Annotated in this window: 16 protein-coding genes; 3 read left to right on the top strand and 13 right to left on the bottom strand. The window is 68.2% G+C overall.

Annotation, left to right across the window (positions count from 1 at the left end):
- Window positions 1–13 precede the first annotated feature (13 nt).
- The 4 genes from J5T34_RS13105 to J5T34_RS13090 form a co-directional block, all read right to left on the bottom strand.
- The gene (locus J5T34_RS13105; protein WP_208580121.1) at window positions 14–847 is read right to left on the bottom strand and encodes an aldo/keto reductase; all 834 of its coding nucleotides are present in this window, start codon (window positions 845–847) and stop codon (window positions 14–16) included.
- 88 nt (window positions 848–935) lie between these two features.
- The gene (locus J5T34_RS13100) at window positions 936–1,850 is read right to left on the bottom strand and encodes a LysR substrate-binding domain-containing protein (RefSeq protein WP_208580120.1); all 915 of its coding nucleotides are present in this window, start codon (window positions 1,848–1,850) and stop codon (window positions 936–938) included.
- A 199-nt stretch (window positions 1,851–2,049) separates the two neighbouring features.
- Window positions 2,050–3,312 carry a metal-dependent hydrolase family protein gene (locus J5T34_RS13095; protein WP_208580119.1) on the bottom strand — a complete coding sequence of 421 codons (1,263 nt, stop codon included), beginning with the start codon at window positions 3,310–3,312 and terminating at the stop codon, window positions 2,050–2,052.
- Between the two features lie 7 nt (window positions 3,313–3,319).
- Complete coding sequence (locus J5T34_RS13090; protein ID WP_208580118.1) at window positions 3,320–4,621, bottom strand: MFS transporter; 1,302 nt, start codon at window positions 4,619–4,621, stop codon at window positions 3,320–3,322.
- Window positions 4,622–4,796: 175 nt separating this feature from the next.
- Here J5T34_RS13090 and J5T34_RS13085 point away from each other — a divergent pair, with 175 nt between their 5' ends.
- The 3 genes from J5T34_RS13085 (at window position 4,797) to J5T34_RS13075 (ending at window position 6,632) form a co-directional block, all read left to right on the top strand.
- Complete coding sequence (locus J5T34_RS13085; protein WP_208580117.1) at window positions 4,797–5,252, top strand: hypothetical protein; 456 nt, start codon at window positions 4,797–4,799, stop codon at window positions 5,250–5,252.
- A gap of 451 nt (window positions 5,253–5,703) precedes the next feature.
- A complete protein-coding gene (locus J5T34_RS13080) occupies window positions 5,704–6,018 on the top strand; it encodes a hypothetical protein (RefSeq protein WP_208580190.1) in 315 nt (104 codons plus the stop codon).
- Between the two features lie 14 nt (window positions 6,019–6,032).
- On the top strand, window positions 6,033–6,632 hold the full coding sequence (locus J5T34_RS13075; RefSeq protein WP_208580116.1) for a histone H1-like DNA-binding protein: 600 nt from the start codon (window positions 6,033–6,035) through the stop codon (window positions 6,630–6,632).
- Window positions 6,633–7,036: 404 nt separating this feature from the next.
- Here J5T34_RS13075 and J5T34_RS13070 read toward each other — a convergent pair whose 3' ends face one another.
- From J5T34_RS13070 to J5T34_RS13030, 9 genes are all read right to left on the bottom strand, one after another.
- Entirely contained in the window at window positions 7,037–7,504 is a 468-nt protein-coding gene (locus J5T34_RS13070; RefSeq protein ID WP_174104599.1) for a hypothetical protein, read from the bottom strand.
- A 20-nt stretch (window positions 7,505–7,524) separates the two neighbouring features.
- Window positions 7,525–8,472: a carbohydrate kinase family protein gene (locus J5T34_RS13065; protein WP_208580115.1), complete on the bottom strand. Its 948-nt coding sequence runs from the start codon at window positions 8,470–8,472 to the stop codon at window positions 7,525–7,527.
- Between the two features lie 231 nt (window positions 8,473–8,703).
- Window positions 8,704–9,204: a thiol peroxidase gene (tpx, locus tag J5T34_RS13060; protein WP_208580114.1), complete on the bottom strand. Its 501-nt coding sequence runs from the start codon at window positions 9,202–9,204 to the stop codon at window positions 8,704–8,706.
- Between the two features lie 80 nt (window positions 9,205–9,284).
- Window positions 9,285–10,088, bottom strand: coding sequence for a DUF3426 domain-containing protein (locus tag J5T34_RS13055; protein ID WP_208580113.1), 804 nt, complete (start codon window positions 10,086–10,088; stop codon window positions 9,285–9,287).
- A complete protein-coding gene (gene prmA, locus J5T34_RS13050; protein ID WP_208580112.1) occupies window positions 10,072–10,983 on the bottom strand; it encodes a 50S ribosomal protein L11 methyltransferase in 912 nt (303 codons plus the stop codon). Before prmA ends, J5T34_RS13055 begins: the two co-directional genes overlap by 17 nt.
- A gap of 94 nt (window positions 10,984–11,077) precedes the next feature.
- Window positions 11,078–12,445 (bottom strand): acetyl-CoA carboxylase biotin carboxylase subunit, encoded by a 1,368-nt coding sequence (accC, locus tag J5T34_RS13045; RefSeq protein ID WP_208580111.1) that lies wholly within the window; start codon window positions 12,443–12,445, stop codon window positions 11,078–11,080.
- Between the two features lie 150 nt (window positions 12,446–12,595).
- Window positions 12,596–13,057: an acetyl-CoA carboxylase biotin carboxyl carrier protein gene (gene accB / locus J5T34_RS13040; RefSeq protein WP_208580110.1), complete on the bottom strand. Its 462-nt coding sequence runs from the start codon at window positions 13,055–13,057 to the stop codon at window positions 12,596–12,598.
- 176 nt (window positions 13,058–13,233) lie between these two features.
- Window positions 13,234–13,677 (bottom strand): type II 3-dehydroquinate dehydratase, encoded by a 444-nt coding sequence (gene aroQ, locus J5T34_RS13035; protein WP_208580180.1) that lies wholly within the window; start codon window positions 13,675–13,677, stop codon window positions 13,234–13,236.
- Window positions 13,678–13,951: 274 nt separating this feature from the next.
- Window positions 13,952–14,527, bottom strand: a complete 576-nt coding sequence (locus J5T34_RS13030) for a TlpA family protein disulfide reductase (protein ID WP_208580109.1) — start codon at window positions 14,525–14,527, stop codon at window positions 13,952–13,954.
- Between the last annotated feature and the right edge of the window lie 10 nt (window positions 14,528–14,537).

Raw genomic sequence — 14,537 nt, 5'->3', positions numbered from 1 at the left:
CAAAGCCAACGCGCTACAGCATCTCCAGCGGACGCGGGCCGCGCGGCGGCGGAAACAAGGCATCGAGCTCGGCCAGTTGCGCGGCGTCGAGCGCGATCGACAGCGCCGCGGCGTTCTGGCGCAGCGCGTCGCGCCGGCCCGTCTTCGGAATCGCGATGACGTTGTCGCGCGCCAGCAGCCAGGCCAGCGCCGCCTGTGCCGGCGCGATACCGTGGCGCGCGGCGAACGCCTTCAGCCCGGCATGGCGCAGCAGCCGGGCCTGCTCGATCGGCGAATAAGCCATCACCGGCACGCCGCGCTCGCGCAGCCACGGCAGCAGGTCCCATTCGATGCCGCGGCGGGACAGGTTGTACAGCAGCTGGTTGGTCTGGACCCGCTCGCCGCCCGGCACCTTCCACAGCTCGCGCATATCGTCGAGGTCGAGATTGCTGACGCCGAAGTGGCGGATCTTGCCGGCCTGCTGCAGCGCGAGGAAGGCCTCCATGGTCTCGGCCAGCGGCACGCCGCCGCGCCAATGCAGCTGGTACAGATCGACGCGATCGGTGCGCAGCCGCCGCAGGCTGCGTTCGCAGGCGGCCACCGCGTCGCGCCGTCCGGCGTTGTGCGGATAGACCTTGGTGACCAGGAACACCTCGTCGCGCCGGCCTGCGATCGCCTCCCCCACCAGTTCCTCGGACAGCCCCTCGCCATACATCTCGGCGGTGTCGATCAGCCGCAGACCGAGGTCCAGGCCGAGGCGCAGCGTGGCGATCTCCTCGGTGCGGCGCGCCGGGTCGTCGCCGATATTCCAGGTTCCCATGCCGAGGGCCGGCACGCGTTCGCCGCAGGGCAGCAGCACGTCTTTCATGGCGCATCGCTCCTTGTGTCTGGGGGTTGGGTTGGGTCAGTGCCTGTCGTTGGCGGTCGATGCCGCGGCCATGCAGGCGTGTCGCACATCATTGGCCTGCACGGCCGTCGATGCCGCTCTGCTCGACCAGCCATTGGCGGAACGCACGGGCGGCGGACGGTTCGGCGCGCTCGCGCGGCCAGACCGCGTAGTAGCCGCCGCCCAGGCTCGCGCTCGCCTGGGTCGCGCGCACCAGCACGCCCTCGCGCAGGCAGGCATCGATCATATGACGCCAGGCCAGCACGATGCCGTGGCCTTCGATGGCCAGCTGCAGCAGGATCGGATACTGGTTGGCCACCACGCGATGACTGGGGCGCGCATCGGGCATGCCGTTCTGCGCAAGCCAGGTCTCCCATGACATCCATTGGCGCTGGGCGTCTTCCAGCACCAGCAGCGTCTCGTCGACCAGGTCGGCCGGCTTCAGGCGGCGGCCGCGCAGATAGCCCGGTGTGCAGACGGGGAACACTTCCTCGTCGAACAGCCGCCGCGCCGCGAAGGCGGGCGGCGGACCCTCGCGCAAGTAATAGAGGCCGATGTCGAACTCGGCGCCGGACATCGAGGCGAGGCTGTCGTTGACCACCAGGCGCAGGTGGAAGTCCGGATACGCGGCGCGAAAGCGCGCCAGCCGCGGCGTCAGCCACAGCACCGCCACGCCGGACGAGCAGGCCACCGACAGCTCGGTATGCCCCTTGCGCTTCATCACGTCCTCGGTCGCCTCGGCGCAGCCGACCAGCAGCCGCTGCACCACCTCGGCATAGCGCTGGCCGCTGACGGTCAGCCGCAGCGCGCGGGGCTCGCGCACGAACAGTTTCTTGCCGAGGAATTGCTCGAGCTGCGCGACCTGCCGGCTGATCGCGCTCTGCGTCAGATGCAGTTCGGCGGCGGCGCGGGTGAAGCTGCCGTGCCGCATCGCCGCTTCGAAGGCGATCAGGCAGGGCAGCGGAGGAAGCGGGGAAATGCGCATGGCGGCGTCCGGTCGGTCAAGCCGCCATGATAGTGGAGCGATGAGCCAGCGCATCGGGCACGGCCGCGCATCGATGCTCCCCTCTCCCGCTTGCGGGAGAGGGGTTGGGGGAGAGGGAGTACTACAGAGACTGAAGGACCGTGACGCTCTCGCCCGTGAGTGGGAGAGGGAGAACGACAAAGGCAGACGTACGCCAGCGCTACTGCGCGCTGCGGGTATGAATCCGTCCGCCCTGCATCACCAGTGCCAGATGCTCGCCCTGGCCCATCAGCAGCCCGATGTCGGCCAGCGGATCGCCGTCGACCACCAGCAGGTCGGCCACCGCGCCGGCGCGTACCGTGCCCAGTTCGCCTTCGCGCTGCAGCAGCGCGGCGGCGATCGAGGTCGCCGAGCGGATCGCCTCGAGGTTGCCGAGCGCGTCGGCGCGGATGCGGAACTCCTCGCTCTGGCACTGATGCATCTCGCCGAGCAGATCCGAGCCGAAGGCCATCGGCACGCCCGCCTCCGCATAGATGCGCAGCGAGTCGTGACCGGCCTGGCGCACGGTCTCGATCTTGGCCACCGACTCGGCCGGCAGGCCCAGCCGCGCGCCGTCGCGCGCCAGCGCTTCGTAGGTGATCACGGTCGGCACCACGAAGGCACCATGTTCGCGCATCACCTGCGCGGCGGCGCGGTCGACCAGATTGCCGTGCTCGATCGAACGGACCCCGCAGCGCACCGCGCGCGCGATCGCGCGCGGCGTGTAGGCGTGCGCCGCGACATAGGTCTGCGCGGCCTCGGCCTCCGCGACGATCGCGCGGATCTCGTCCTCGCTGTACTGCGTGTTGGCGATCGGATCGGTCGGCGAGGCGACACCGCCCGAGGCCATGATCTTGATCTGGGTCGCGCCCTTCTGGATCTCTTCGCGCACCGCCAGCCGCACCGCGTCGACGCCGTCGACCACGCGCGCGATGGCGCCGGCACGGAACGCGCACGAGCAGGGCTCGAGCGTGTCGCCGCGCGGGCGGAAGTCGCCGTGTCCGCCGGTCTGCGACAGCGCCTTGCCCGACGGGAAGATGCGCGGACCCGGAATCAGGCCGCTGGCCACCGCCTGCGACAGGCCCCAGTCGGCACCGCCGGCATCGCGCACGGTGGTGAAACCGCGCTCGAGCATCGCGCGCATGATCGGCAGCGCGCGGATCGCCACCAGCACGTTCGGCTGCGTCGCATTGAGGCCGAGGTTGGCGAGGGAGGCCAGCACGTGCACGTGGCAGTCGATCAGCCCCGGCATCACGGTCTTGCCGGTGACGTCGATGCGCTGCAGATCGGGCATGTCGGACGTTTCTGACGGATGGGGCAGGTCGAGCGGCGTGGCCGATACCGCGGCGATGCGCTCGCCCTCGATCAGTACGTCGTGGCGGCGCAGCAGGCTGCCGTGCGCCGGGTCGAGGACGTTGCCGCCCTGAAGCAGGATTCTGGTCATCGGTAAATCAGTGTCGTTGCAGATAGGCCGGATCGCGGACGAAGCGCGTGCCGACGAAGCTGATGGCGGCGGCGATCATCACGTAGAAGGCGGGCGCCATGGTGCTGCCGGTGCTGGCGATCAGCCAGGTGATGATGAACGAGGCGAAGCCGCCGAAGATGGTCACAGCCAGGTTGTACGCGACCGACAGGCCGGTCGACAGCACCTTGGCGGGAAACAGTTCGGAGAAGGCCGCCAGGATCGGGCCGGTGTACGCGGCGATCAGCACGCCGAACACCAGCTGGAACACCAGCAGCGACACCAGGCCCGGCACCTGGTTGATATAGAAGAACATCGGGTAGGCCAGCAGCAGGATCAGCAGCGCCGAGCCCGACAGCAGCGTGCGTCGGCCGATGCGGTCGGCGAGCCAGCCGACGATCGGCGAGAACACCATGATGGCGAGGCCGCCGACCATGCCCGCGATGAAGCCGGTGGACTGCGGCACTTGGAGCACTTTGACCGAGTACGTCGGCATGTAGAACAGCAGCACGTAGGTGCAGACCGTCCACAGGATCACCATCGAGAAGCTTGCCGTGGTCTCGCGCGGGTAGGTCTGCACGATCTCCCTGAGCGGCGAGTCCGAGCGCTCGGCGTTGTCGCGGAAGGTCGGCGTCTCGTCCAGGTGATGACGGATGTAGTAGCCGACCGGACCGATCACGATGCCCAGCAGAAAGGGCAGGCGCCAGCCCCAGCTGTTCAGCGCTTCGGGACTCAGCGCGCTGGTGACGAAGGTACCGACCGCGGCGCCGAGCAGCACCGCGACGCCGATGCTGGCCTGGATCCAGCTCGAATAGAAGGCGCGCTGGCGCACCGGCGCGTACTCGGTCAGGAAGGCGGTCGCGCCGCCCATCTCGCCGCCGGCCGAGAAGCCCTGCATCAGGCGCGCGATCACGATCAGCAGCGGCGCGAAGACGCCGATCTGGTCGTAGGTCGGGGCGATGCCGATGATGGTGGTGCCCAGTGCCATCAGCAGGATGGTCAGCGACAGCGCCTGCTTGCGGCCGACCCGGTCGGCGTAGATGCCGAGTACGATGCCGCCGACCGGGCGCATGAAGAAGCCGACGCCGAAGGTGGCGACCGCCAGCAACAGCGACGACAGGTCGTTGCCGGTCGGAAAGAAAAGCCTGGCGATGATGACCGCGAAGAAGCTGTAGACCGTGAAGTCGAACCACTCGAGGCCGTTGCCGATCACCGTCGCGACGATGGCGCGGCGGCGTTCCCTGGCGTGAGTGGTGGGCAGCGCGTCGGCGTGGGCTACGCTCGCTTGCATGGTGTTCTCCTCTGCATGGTTTCCTCCTCCGAGATGGACAGATGCCCGTCCGCGGTGGGCGCAGCGGGCTCGACGGCCGATGTTAGAAGCAGGTCCGCGCAGCCGGTAACGAAATCTGCGCATGTCCGCATGCGGTCGGCGCATGCATCGGCAGACCGGTGGGGTTCGAGGAGCGATGGCCAGCGATTGGCGATCGATGGGCAAGCGATGGGCAAGCGATGGCGATGGACGAAGGTCGACGGCCATCGATCGGACGTCGACACCGTGCTCGCGATGGCAAAGCGTTGCGTCGACGCATCACTCGATCGACGCTCGCGCACGCTGCGCGACGACGCGCGATGCGATGCCGATGCGCGAGACCCGCCTCGACGTCGCGACCGTGCTCGTCCTCTTCGATGCGCTCGTGGTCGGACTCGCAACGACCGTCTCGCGCGGTGCTCCGATGCGCTTCCAGGAGACCGCGTCGCACCGCGCGAAGCCGGCGCACGACACCTGCGACGCGTTCGCGCTGCGTTCCGCAAAGCCTTGTTTCAAGCGGCTTTGCGGCAAGCATGCGGGTTCTCCCTCGTGTCTTCTCGGCGCGTTCGCAAGGCCGGCGAAAGGTCGTGCAGCAGCTCGCTGCGAGGTGTGAGCGAGCAGGTCGAACAGCGCGTCGTCGTCATCGCGAAGAGGCCGCGATGCGATCGAAGGCGAGGGTCTCACAGCGCGTCGTCGCGGCATGCGATGCGTGTCTCGACAGCGCGTCGCGCATGTCATCGCATCGATGCGTTCGTCATCGCAATGCGCGCGCATTCGATGGCGTGATTTTTTGGAACTTTTTTCTTAACATCACCGACCAAACGAATTATGATTCGCCTTGACAAGAGTCTCTCTTCATTGCATGAAGCAAGACATCGCGAAGCGAAGAACTCGAACAACAACCGCGACGCGAATCGATGCAGTGATGCAGGTAGCCGAGGAGCACCAGAACTTTGACGCAGACCAGACCGGGCTGGCTTCTTACAACGCGTGCAGTCTCCCGTGACCCATTGACGGGATGGGTTGGCTACCTCGAACAACACGGCGTCTGCCTGGCGCGGGCCATGACCGCGAATGCAGGTCTGCCGTCGGAATACTCCTACTTTGAAGCCGCGGGTCGTCGGGCAACGACGCGCGAGCGGATCGAATACTGCAGGACGCGGCGAGCGTTGCGCGCGGGTCATCGCGTTGCACGTCGCCACGGAAGCTTCGCGCTGCGCGAAGCGCCTGCCAAGGAATTCATTAGCGTGCGGCAGCCGTATTGCGGCACGCCGATGAATCGCTCGCTCGACTGGGGTTTGCAAGCCAGGGGTTTGCAAGCATTAACGCCTCGGGTCGGTCGGGTCGCCAATTTTGGACATTCGATATTCACGCTCTAGTGAAGGAGTCATCCATGGCAACGACTGCGAAGAAGAAACCTGCGGCCAAGAAGGCCGCGCCCGCCAAGAAGGCAGCCGCCAAGAAGGCCGCACCGGCCAAGAAGACCGCGGTGAAGAAGGTCGCCGCGAAGAAGGCCGCACCGGCCAAGAAGGCCGCAGCGAAGAAGGCTCCCGCCAAGAAGGTCGCCACCAAGAAGGTAGCGGCGAAGAAGGCGGCACCGGCCAAGAAGGCTGCAGCGAAGAAGGCTCCCGCCAAGAAGGTCGCCACCAAGAAGGTAGCGGCGAAGAAGGCGGCACCGGCCAAGAAGGCTGCAGCGAAGAAGGCCCCCGCCAAGAAGGTCGCCACCAAGAAGGTAGCGGCGAAGAAGGCGGCACCGGCGAAGAAGGCCGCGGCCAAGAAGACCACCGCGAAGAAGGCGACCGCCAAGAAGGCCGCGCCCGCCAAGAAGGCTGCCGCGAAGAAGGCGCCGGCGAAGAAGGCGGCCGGCAAGAAGGCCGCCGCCCAGCCTGCCTCGGCCCCTGCCTCCGCGCCCGCCTCGGCTCCCGCGCCGGCCGCCAAGACCGCGCTGAGCCCGGCCGCAGCCTGGCCGTTCCCGACCGGCAGCCGTCCGTAAGCGTTGAAGCGCGACCCGTGCGCGCTCGATTCCTGCGGGAATCCTCGGGGCACCTTCGCGTGCCCAGGTGACCGGATACCGCGTATCCGGTCGGCATGACCCCGGTCCTGCCAACCCGCCGCTGGCGCAAGCCGCGGCGGGTTTTTCATTTGGGGCTGCTGCACCGATCGATGACCCGCAGGACTGCTCCCCTCTCCCGCCTGCGGGAGAGGGGCCGGGGGAGAGGGCAGGGGCGGTCGCCATGCCACTGCCGTTTGAAACCACCTCCCTCTCCCCAACCCTCTCCCCCTGAGGGGGAGAGGGAGCACACCGTGGGGATGGGACTACAAAAAGAAACGCCGCCCCCCGAAGGAGGCGGCGTCCTGCTCGATGGCCGGTGAAGCGCGCCGCTTGCTCCGTGCCGCTCAGTGCGTGACGCGCGTGACGCCGCCCGAGGACAGCAGCCGCACGCGTTCGCCCGGACGGAAGATCTCGTCGGCGTCCTGCGTGATCGCGCGCATCTCGCCGTTGTCCAGGCGCACGGTGATCTCGAGCCCGCGGCGCTGGTCGACGCGGTTCTCGATCGCGCTGCCGGCCATGCCGCCGAGCACCGCGCCGAGGATGCCGGCCGCCACCGAGCCGCTGCCGCTGCCGATCGAGCTGCCGGCCGCGATGCCGCCGATGGCGCCGCCCGCCAGCGTGCCGACGCCCGACTGCTGGCCCTGGATCATCACCTCCCGTACGCTCTCGACCACGCCGTAGCGCAGCGTCTGTTCACGCTGCGACTGCCCCGGCGTATAGATGCTGGCGGAGTTCGATTGCGTGGCGCAGCCGGCCACGAGACTGGCGGCCGCCACGAGCGCGACGCCGCAGGTTCGGATAAGGGTTTGCATGGTGATTCCCCAGCAAGGGTTTACGCGTAACGGTAGCCGAAAGCCGACTCGAACTTCTGACCGATCTGCTCGCGCGAGAGCTTGTAGTTCTGCGGACCCTGGTGCGCGATCTTGATCGCGCCCATCAGACTCGCGAGCCGACCGGTAGTTTCCCAGTCGAAGCCCGCCTCGATGCCGTACAGCAGGCCACCGCGGAAGGCGTCGCCGCAGCCGGTCGGATCGATGACCCGTTCGGCTTGCACGGCGGGAATATTGTACTGCCGGCCATCGGCATGAATGGTGGCGCCGCGCTCGCCGTGCGTCACGATGAAGGCGCGCACGCGCGACGCCACCTCGGCGCTGCTCCAGCCGGTGCGCGACAGCAGCACCTGGCCCTCGTAATCGTTGACGGTCACGTAGCTGGCCAGCTCGACGAACTGGCGCAGGTCCTCGCCGTCGAACAGCGGCATCGCCTGGCCCAGGTCGAAGATGAACGGAATGCCGGCCTCGGCGAACTGGCGGGCGTGGTGCAGCATTCCTTCGCGGCTGTCCGGCGCGACGATGCCCAGCTTCGGCGGCCGCTCGCCCTTGAGCGCGTCCTGGACCTGCGACAGCTGCGACTGGCTCATCGCGCCCGGATGGAAGGCGGTGATCTGATTGTTCTCCAGATCGGTCGTGATCATCGCCTGCGCGGTGAAGGTGCCGGGCAGCGTGCGGATATGTTCGGTGCCGATGCCCAGCTCGCGCAGATAGTCCAGGTACGGGCCGGCGTCCTCGCCGACCGTCGCCATCACCACCGGCTCGCCGCCGAGCAGCTTCAAGCTGTAGGCGATATTGCCGGCGCAGCCGCCGAACTCGCGGCGCATGCCGGGGACCAGGAAGGACACATTGAGCATGTGAATCTGGTCCGGCAGGATGTGTTCGCGGAACCTGCCTTCGAACGTCATGATGGTGTCGTAGGCGACGGAGCCGCAGATCAGGCTGGGCATGAATGCTCCAAGGTGTTTTGGTTCTCAGTGGATCGCTGGTGGATCGCTGGTGGTGCTGCTTGTTTTTCTCCCCTCTCCCGCGAGCGGGAGAGGGGCGGGGGGAGAGGGCGGGGCGGTGACCATGCCACTGCCGTTTGAAACCACCCCCCTCTCCCCAACCCTCTCCCCCTGAGGGGGAGAGGGAGAACACAGTCGGGATGGCCAATGCGCGGCCACCCGACGCGCCATGGATTACTTCAACGCTGCCAGCGCCGCGTCGTAGTCCGGCTCGTTCTTGATTTCCGGCACCAGCTGGCTGTAGGTCACGGTGTCGTTCTGGTCCAGCACCACCACCGCGCGGGCCGTCGCGCCGGCCAGCGGGCCGCTCTTGATGTCGACGCCGTAGTCGTTCTTGAACTGCGCGCCGCGCATCGTCGACAGCGGCACCACATTGTTCAGGCCTTCCGCGGTGCAGAAGCGGCCCATCGCGAACGGCAGGTCGGCCGAGATCGTCAGCACCACGGTGTCGGCCAGCGCGCTGGCCTTCTCGTTGAACTTGCGGGCCGAGGCCTGGCACACCGGCGTGTCCAGGCTCGGCACGATATTGAGGACCTTGCGCTTGCCGGCGAAGTCCGCCAGCGTGACGTCCTTCAGATCCTTGCCGACCAGCGAGAATGCGGGGGCCTTGTCACCGGGTTGGGGAAATTTGCCGCCGACTTCGATCGGGTTGCCGCCGAGGGTCACAGTGCTCATGGTCGCTCCTGGGTTGAATGGGGACGCGGCGCGCGCGGCCGGATGCTGCGGCGGCGCATCCCGGAGAATTCGGGGATGGTTCAGGGATGTTCAGCGATGCTCGGATAAAACACCGACACGCGGTAGTTGTCGGCGCGCTGCCGAGTCCGGAATCGTACCTGAAGGGGCAGCTCGGCGCCCGCCTGCAGGCCCGCGGCGCCCTCCGGATCGCGCGCACGCTGCGCGGGTGGCAGGTAGTCGGCCGGCATCAGCACGCGCCGCTGCAGCGGACGATCCTGCGCGTCGGTCAGGACCAGCTCGATCGCCGGCAGCGCCACCACCGCGCCGCCTTCGTTGCGCAGCGTCATCGTCAGCAGATAGTCGTCGGCGCCGGCATCGGGCATCTGCAGCTGCGAGCCGTCGATGCGCAGCGCGGACAGCTGCCTGGACGGCGGCACGCGGCAGCCCAGCGGCGCGCAGGCGGCCTCTAGCCATGGGCGCAGCGCGGGCACGCGTCCGGCCAGCTCGGTGCGCCACAGCAGTGCGGCGGCGAGCACGGCGAGCAGTATGGCCAGCGCCGCAGCGACCGCGGCCCAGCGCAGGCGGCGGCGGCGCGCGGCCGCACGTTGCGCCGCCAGTGCGGCCTCTTCGGGGCTGCCGGACAGATCGGTGGAGAATGGAACGGTGTCGGGCGCGGCGCCGCCTTGCCAGCGGCGCATGGCCTGTTCGCGTGCGATCGCGCTCGGGGCGATCTCGTTCGATTCGGCGGCCGGTGCGCGCAGATAGCCGCCGGCGCTGATGGTCGAGGCATCGGTGCCCGCACCGCGGCCGGCACGCTGCGGCCCGGCCTCGCGCCGGGCGTCTTCGGGGAGTTCGGGAGTGTCGGCGTCAGGGGCGGGTGCCATGCAGACACACCCAGCCTTCGTCGCTGCGCCAGACACTCAGCGGCAGCCACGGCGCATAGGCGGCGGCCACCTCGTCGGCCTGCCGCTCGAGCACGCCGGACAGCACCAGCCGGCCGCCAGGCCGTACGCGCGCGCTCAGCATCGCGGCCATCAGCTTCAGCGGGTTGGACAGGATATTGGCGACCACCAGGTCGTAGGTCGTGGCCCCGGACGAGGTTGCCGATGCCGCGGCCTCGTCCGGCAGCGCGAAGGCCGCGCTGACGCGGTTGCGTTCGGCGTTGTAGCGCGAGGCCTCGACCGCGTTCGGATCGATGTCGACGCCGAGCGTGTCGCCGGCGCCGAGCTTCTTCGCCACGATGGCGAGAATGCCGGAGCCGCAGCCGTAGTCGAGCACGGTCTCGCCCGGCGTCAGGTTCTGCTCCAGCCACTGCATGCACAGCCGTGTGGTGGGATGGCTGCCGGTGCCGAAGGCCAGGCCCGGATCGAGCTCGAGCACGACGGCGTCGGGCTCCGGGGCATCGTGCCAGGACGGCACGACCCAGATGCGCTCGCCGATGCGGATCGGTTCGAACTGGGACTGCGTCAGCCGCACCCAATCCTGGTCCTCGACGCTGCGCACTTCGCTGGCGGGCACCGCGCAGCCCAGCGCGTTGGCCGCGGCGGCCAGTATCACGGTGGGATCGATATCCTCGCCGAACAGCGCGACGAGCCTGGAGTGCTGCCAAGCCAGCCGGGTCGGCTCCATGCCGGGCTCGCCGAACAGCGGCTGCTCATCGGGCGTGTCGGCGTCGGCATCCTCGACCGACACCGACAGGGCGCCGAGTTCGAACAGCGCGTCGGACCAGGCCTCGGCCTGATCCTGGGCAATCTCGATTACACATTCCTGAAATGCCACGCGCTTTCCCCATGCTGGCCGCCTGCCGTGGTGGGCAAGGCGGCCTTCAAACTGCCTGTTACTGCTGTGACTGCCTGGACCGGTCCGGACCTGCTCAGACCTTCTCGCCCTTGGCCACGCTCTTCTGGGCCAGGCGGTGCTCCAGATAATGGATGCTGGTGCCGCCTTCGACGAAGTTGGCGTCGAGCATCAGCTCGCGGTGCAGCGGCACATTGGTCAGGATGCCGTCGACCACCATCTCCGACAGCGCGATCCGCATGCGGGCGATGGCCTGCTCGCGGGTGGCGCCATAGGTGATCAGCTTGCCGATCATCGAATCGTAATGCGGCGGCACGAAGTAACCATCATACGCGTGCGAGTCGACCCGCACGCCGGGGCCGCCCGGCGCGTGCCAGGCGGTGATGCGGCCCGGCGACGGCGTGAACTTGAACGGATCTTCGGCGTTCACGCGGCATTCGATCGCGTGGCCGCGGAACTGCACGTCCTTCTGGCGGAAGCGCAGCTTCTCGCCGAAGGCGATGCGGATCTGCTCCTGCACGATGTCGATGCCGGTGATCATCTCGGTGACCGGGTGCTCGACCTGCACGCGCGTGTTCATCTCGATGAAATAGAACTCGTTGTTCTCGTACAGGAACTCGAAGGTGCCGGCGCCGCGATAGCCGATCTTCTTGCAGGCCTCGGCGCAGCGGTCGCCGATCCGGTCGATCAGACGGCGCGGAATGTGCGGGGCCGGCGCTTCCTCGATGACCTTCTGGTGGCGGCGCTGCATCGAGCAATCGCGCTCGCCCAGCCAGATCGCCTGGCGATGCTGGTCGGCCAGCACCTGGATCTCGATATGCCGGGGGTTCTCCAGGAATTTCTCCATGTAGACCTCCGGATTGCCGAACGCGCGGCCCGCTTCCTCGCGCGTCATGTTGACGGCGTTCAGCAGCGCGGCCTCGGTGTGCACCACGCGCATGCCGCGCCCGCCGCCGCCGCCGGCCGCCTTGATGATGACCGGATAGCCGACCCGGCGCGCGGTGGCCAGGATTTCCTTCGGGTCCTCGGGCAGCGCGCCCTCGGAGCCCGGCACGCACGGCACGCCGGACTTGATCATCGCCTGCTTGGCCGACACCTTGTCGCCCATCAGCCGGATGCACTCCGGGGTCGGGCCGATGAAGACGAAGCCGGACTTTTCCACGCGCTCGGCGAAGTCGGCGTTCTCCGACAGGAAGCCGTAGCCCGGGTGGATCGCCTGCGCGTCGGTGACCTCGGCCGCCGAGATGATGGCGGGCATGTTGAGGTAGGACTGCGGGGAAGGCGCCGGGCCGATGCAGACGGCTTCGTCGGCCAGCTTGACGTACTTGGCCTCCTTGTCGGCCTCGGAATAGACCACCACGGTCTTGATGCCGAGCTCGCGGCAGGCGCGCTGGATGCGAAGGGCGATTTCGCCGCGGTTCGCGATCAGTATTTTTTCGAACATAGTCTCTCTCTGCGCAGCAGAAGGGCGGTCACGCCCGGGCCGGCAACGGACGCCTGCAGCGAGCGAGGCGTCCGGCGGCCAGCGGCGCACGCCGCCACGCGACGCGCCCGCAATCCGGCGGGCGCACGGCGGGGCGTGCCGTCCTCAGAATCAGCCGATGACGAACAGCGGCTGGCCGTATTCGACCGCCTGGCCGTTCTCGACCAGGACTTCCTTGATCACGCCGGCCTTGTCGGACTCGATCTCGTTGAGCAGCTTCATCGCTTCGATGATGCAGACGGTCTGGCCTTCCTTGACCGTGTCGCCGACGTTGACGAAGGGAGCCGCGCCGGGCGACGGCGCGCGATAGAAGGTGCCGACCATCGGCGAGGTCACGACATGGCCCTGGGGCAGCTGGGGCGCGGCCGTTTCGACGGGCATCGCGGCAGGCGCGGCGGCCGGAGCCGGCGCGGCGGCGATCGCCGGGGCGGCCTGCATCGGCATCGGCTGGGCCAGCACCTGGGGCGGCGCCTTGACGATGCGCACCTTGCCTTCGCCCTCGGTGACCTCCAGCTCCGAGATGCCGGATTCGGCCACCAGGTCGATCAGCGTCTTCAGCTTGCGCAGGTCCATCTTCTATCCTCCTGAATCGGGTTGTCCGGAGCGCCCGCCATGGCGGCGGCGCCCGGAGAAATCGTTGCGGCCGGCAATCGCGCCGCCGCGCCGGGCACGCCACGCGGCCGGCGAGGGCGCGCACAACGGCGCGCGCCAAGGGTACTGAGTCTGTTTCTATCTCTGTCGACGCGGGGTCAGGCCCCGGGCGGCGCCTGTTCCTGCCCGAGCGCGTAGTCCAGCGCCAGCAGGTAGCCCTGCCAACCGAGCCCGCAGATCACGCCGACCGCCAGATCGGAGAAATACGACCGGTGGCGGAAGCGCTCGCGGCGATGCACGTTCGACAGGTGGACTTCGACGAACGGAATCGACACGCCCGCCAGCGCGTCGCGCAGCGCCACGCTGGTATGCGTGTAGGCGGCGGGATTGATGATGATGAAATCCACGCCCTGCTCGCGCGCGGCATGGATGCGGTCGATCAGCGCACCTTCGTGGTTGGACTGGAACGTCGCCAGTCCGATGCCCGCGGCCGCGGCGCGTTGCCCGAGGGCGGCGTCGATGTCGGCCAGCGTGGTGGTGCCATACGTCTGCGGCTCTCGCGTGCCCAGCAGGTTCAGGTTCGGTCCATGCAGGACCAGCACCTGACGGCAGCGGGCAGCGCTTGGGCTTGGACGGGTATCGGTCACGGCAGCTCGACCAGTTCTACGAAATTGCGCGGAGATTACCGTAGCTTAGAGGGATTTGTCTAGCACACGGTACAAGGCGGATCCGCGGATTCCGCCTTCGAGGGGCAGTGCGCGCCGCATCGGGACGTTCTTGGCGGCACGCCAAAACAAATCAGGGCAATTGCGGCCTGTTTCGCCGCAGAAGCCGGCAAAACGGCGTTTCCCGGCCTTGTCGCCCGCCGCGCCCCCGTCAACGCTTCGGTAGTACGGCCCGCAGTTCATCGGGCATCACGCGGCCCATCTTGCGCATCCGCACCACGCCTTCCGGATCGATCACCACCGTATAAGGCAGGCCGCCCGCGGCATTGCCGAAGCTGCGGGTCAGCTCGGTGCCAGCGAATCCGGCCACCGCGAGCGGGTAGGCGACCGGCACCTTCTGGACGAACTCGCGAATATTGCTGGCCGAATCGATGCCGATGCCGACAAATTCGACGCCGCGCGACTGATATTCGTTGTGCAGCGCGGTCAGGTCCGGCATCTCCTCGACGCAGGGGCCGCACCAGGGCGCCCAGAAGTTGACCACCACGGTCTTGCCGCGCAGCGTGTCCAGGCGCAGCGGCTTGCCGTCCGCGTCCGGCAGCTCCGTGCGATACAGCGTTTCGACGGCCTGGTCGCTGGCCGGCTGCGGGGAAAAGACGCGGTGGCCGACCACGGCCCCGGCGATCGCGGCCGCGACGGCGATGGCGAGCCAGAACGACAGGCGGCCGCGCCGCACCGGCTGGGCGGACGGGGACGGAGGCGGGGAAGTCGACGGATCGGCTTTCATCGTGGCATCG

The organism is Cupriavidus gilardii (assembly GCF_017598945.1).
Lineage (GTDB): Bacteria > Pseudomonadota > Gammaproteobacteria > Burkholderiales > Burkholderiaceae > Cupriavidus > Cupriavidus gilardii_E.
This window is presented reverse-complemented; position numbering and strand designations above follow the sequence as displayed.

Excerpts from the sequence above, each read along its gene's own strand:
- J5T34_RS13070 (WP_174104599.1), bottom strand. The coding sequence starts at position 7,504 with ATGCAAACCCTTATCCGAACCTGCGGCGTCGCGCTCGTGGCGGCCGCC.
- accC (WP_208580111.1), bottom strand. The coding sequence starts at position 12,445 with ATGTTCGAAAAAATACTGATCGCGAACCGCGGCGAAATCGCCCTTCGC.
- J5T34_RS13105 (WP_208580121.1), bottom strand. The coding sequence starts at position 847 with ATGAAAGACGTGCTGCTGCCCTGCGGCGAACGCGTGCCGGCCCTCGGC.
- J5T34_RS13075 (WP_208580116.1), top strand. The coding sequence starts at position 6,033 with ATGGCAACGACTGCGAAGAAGAAACCTGCGGCCAAGAAGGCCGCGCCC.
- J5T34_RS13095 (WP_208580119.1), bottom strand. The coding sequence starts at position 3,312 with ATGACCAGAATCCTGCTTCAGGGCGGCAACGTCCTCGACCCGGCGCAC.
- J5T34_RS13080 (WP_208580190.1), top strand. The coding sequence starts at position 5,704 with ATGACCGCGAATGCAGGTCTGCCGTCGGAATACTCCTACTTTGAAGCC.
- J5T34_RS13090 (WP_208580118.1), bottom strand. The coding sequence starts at position 4,621 with ATGCAAGCGAGCGTAGCCCACGCCGACGCGCTGCCCACCACTCACGCC.
- J5T34_RS13100 (WP_208580120.1), bottom strand. The coding sequence starts at position 1,850 with ATGCGCATTTCCCCGCTTCCTCCGCTGCCCTGCCTGATCGCCTTCGAA.
- accB (WP_208580110.1), bottom strand. The coding sequence starts at position 13,057 with ATGGACCTGCGCAAGCTGAAGACGCTGATCGACCTGGTGGCCGAATCC.
- tpx (WP_208580114.1), bottom strand. The coding sequence starts at position 9,204 with ATGAGCACTGTGACCCTCGGCGGCAACCCGATCGAAGTCGGCGGCAAA.
- J5T34_RS13085 (WP_208580117.1), top strand. The coding sequence starts at position 4,797 with ATGGCCAGCGATTGGCGATCGATGGGCAAGCGATGGGCAAGCGATGGC.
- J5T34_RS13065 (WP_208580115.1), bottom strand. The coding sequence starts at position 8,472 with ATGCCCAGCCTGATCTGCGGCTCCGTCGCCTACGACACCATCATGACG.
- J5T34_RS13055 (WP_208580113.1), bottom strand. The coding sequence starts at position 10,088 with ATGGCACCCGCCCCTGACGCCGACACTCCCGAACTCCCCGAAGACGCC.
- J5T34_RS13030 (WP_208580109.1), bottom strand. The coding sequence starts at position 14,527 with ATGAAAGCCGATCCGTCGACTTCCCCGCCTCCGTCCCCGTCCGCCCAG.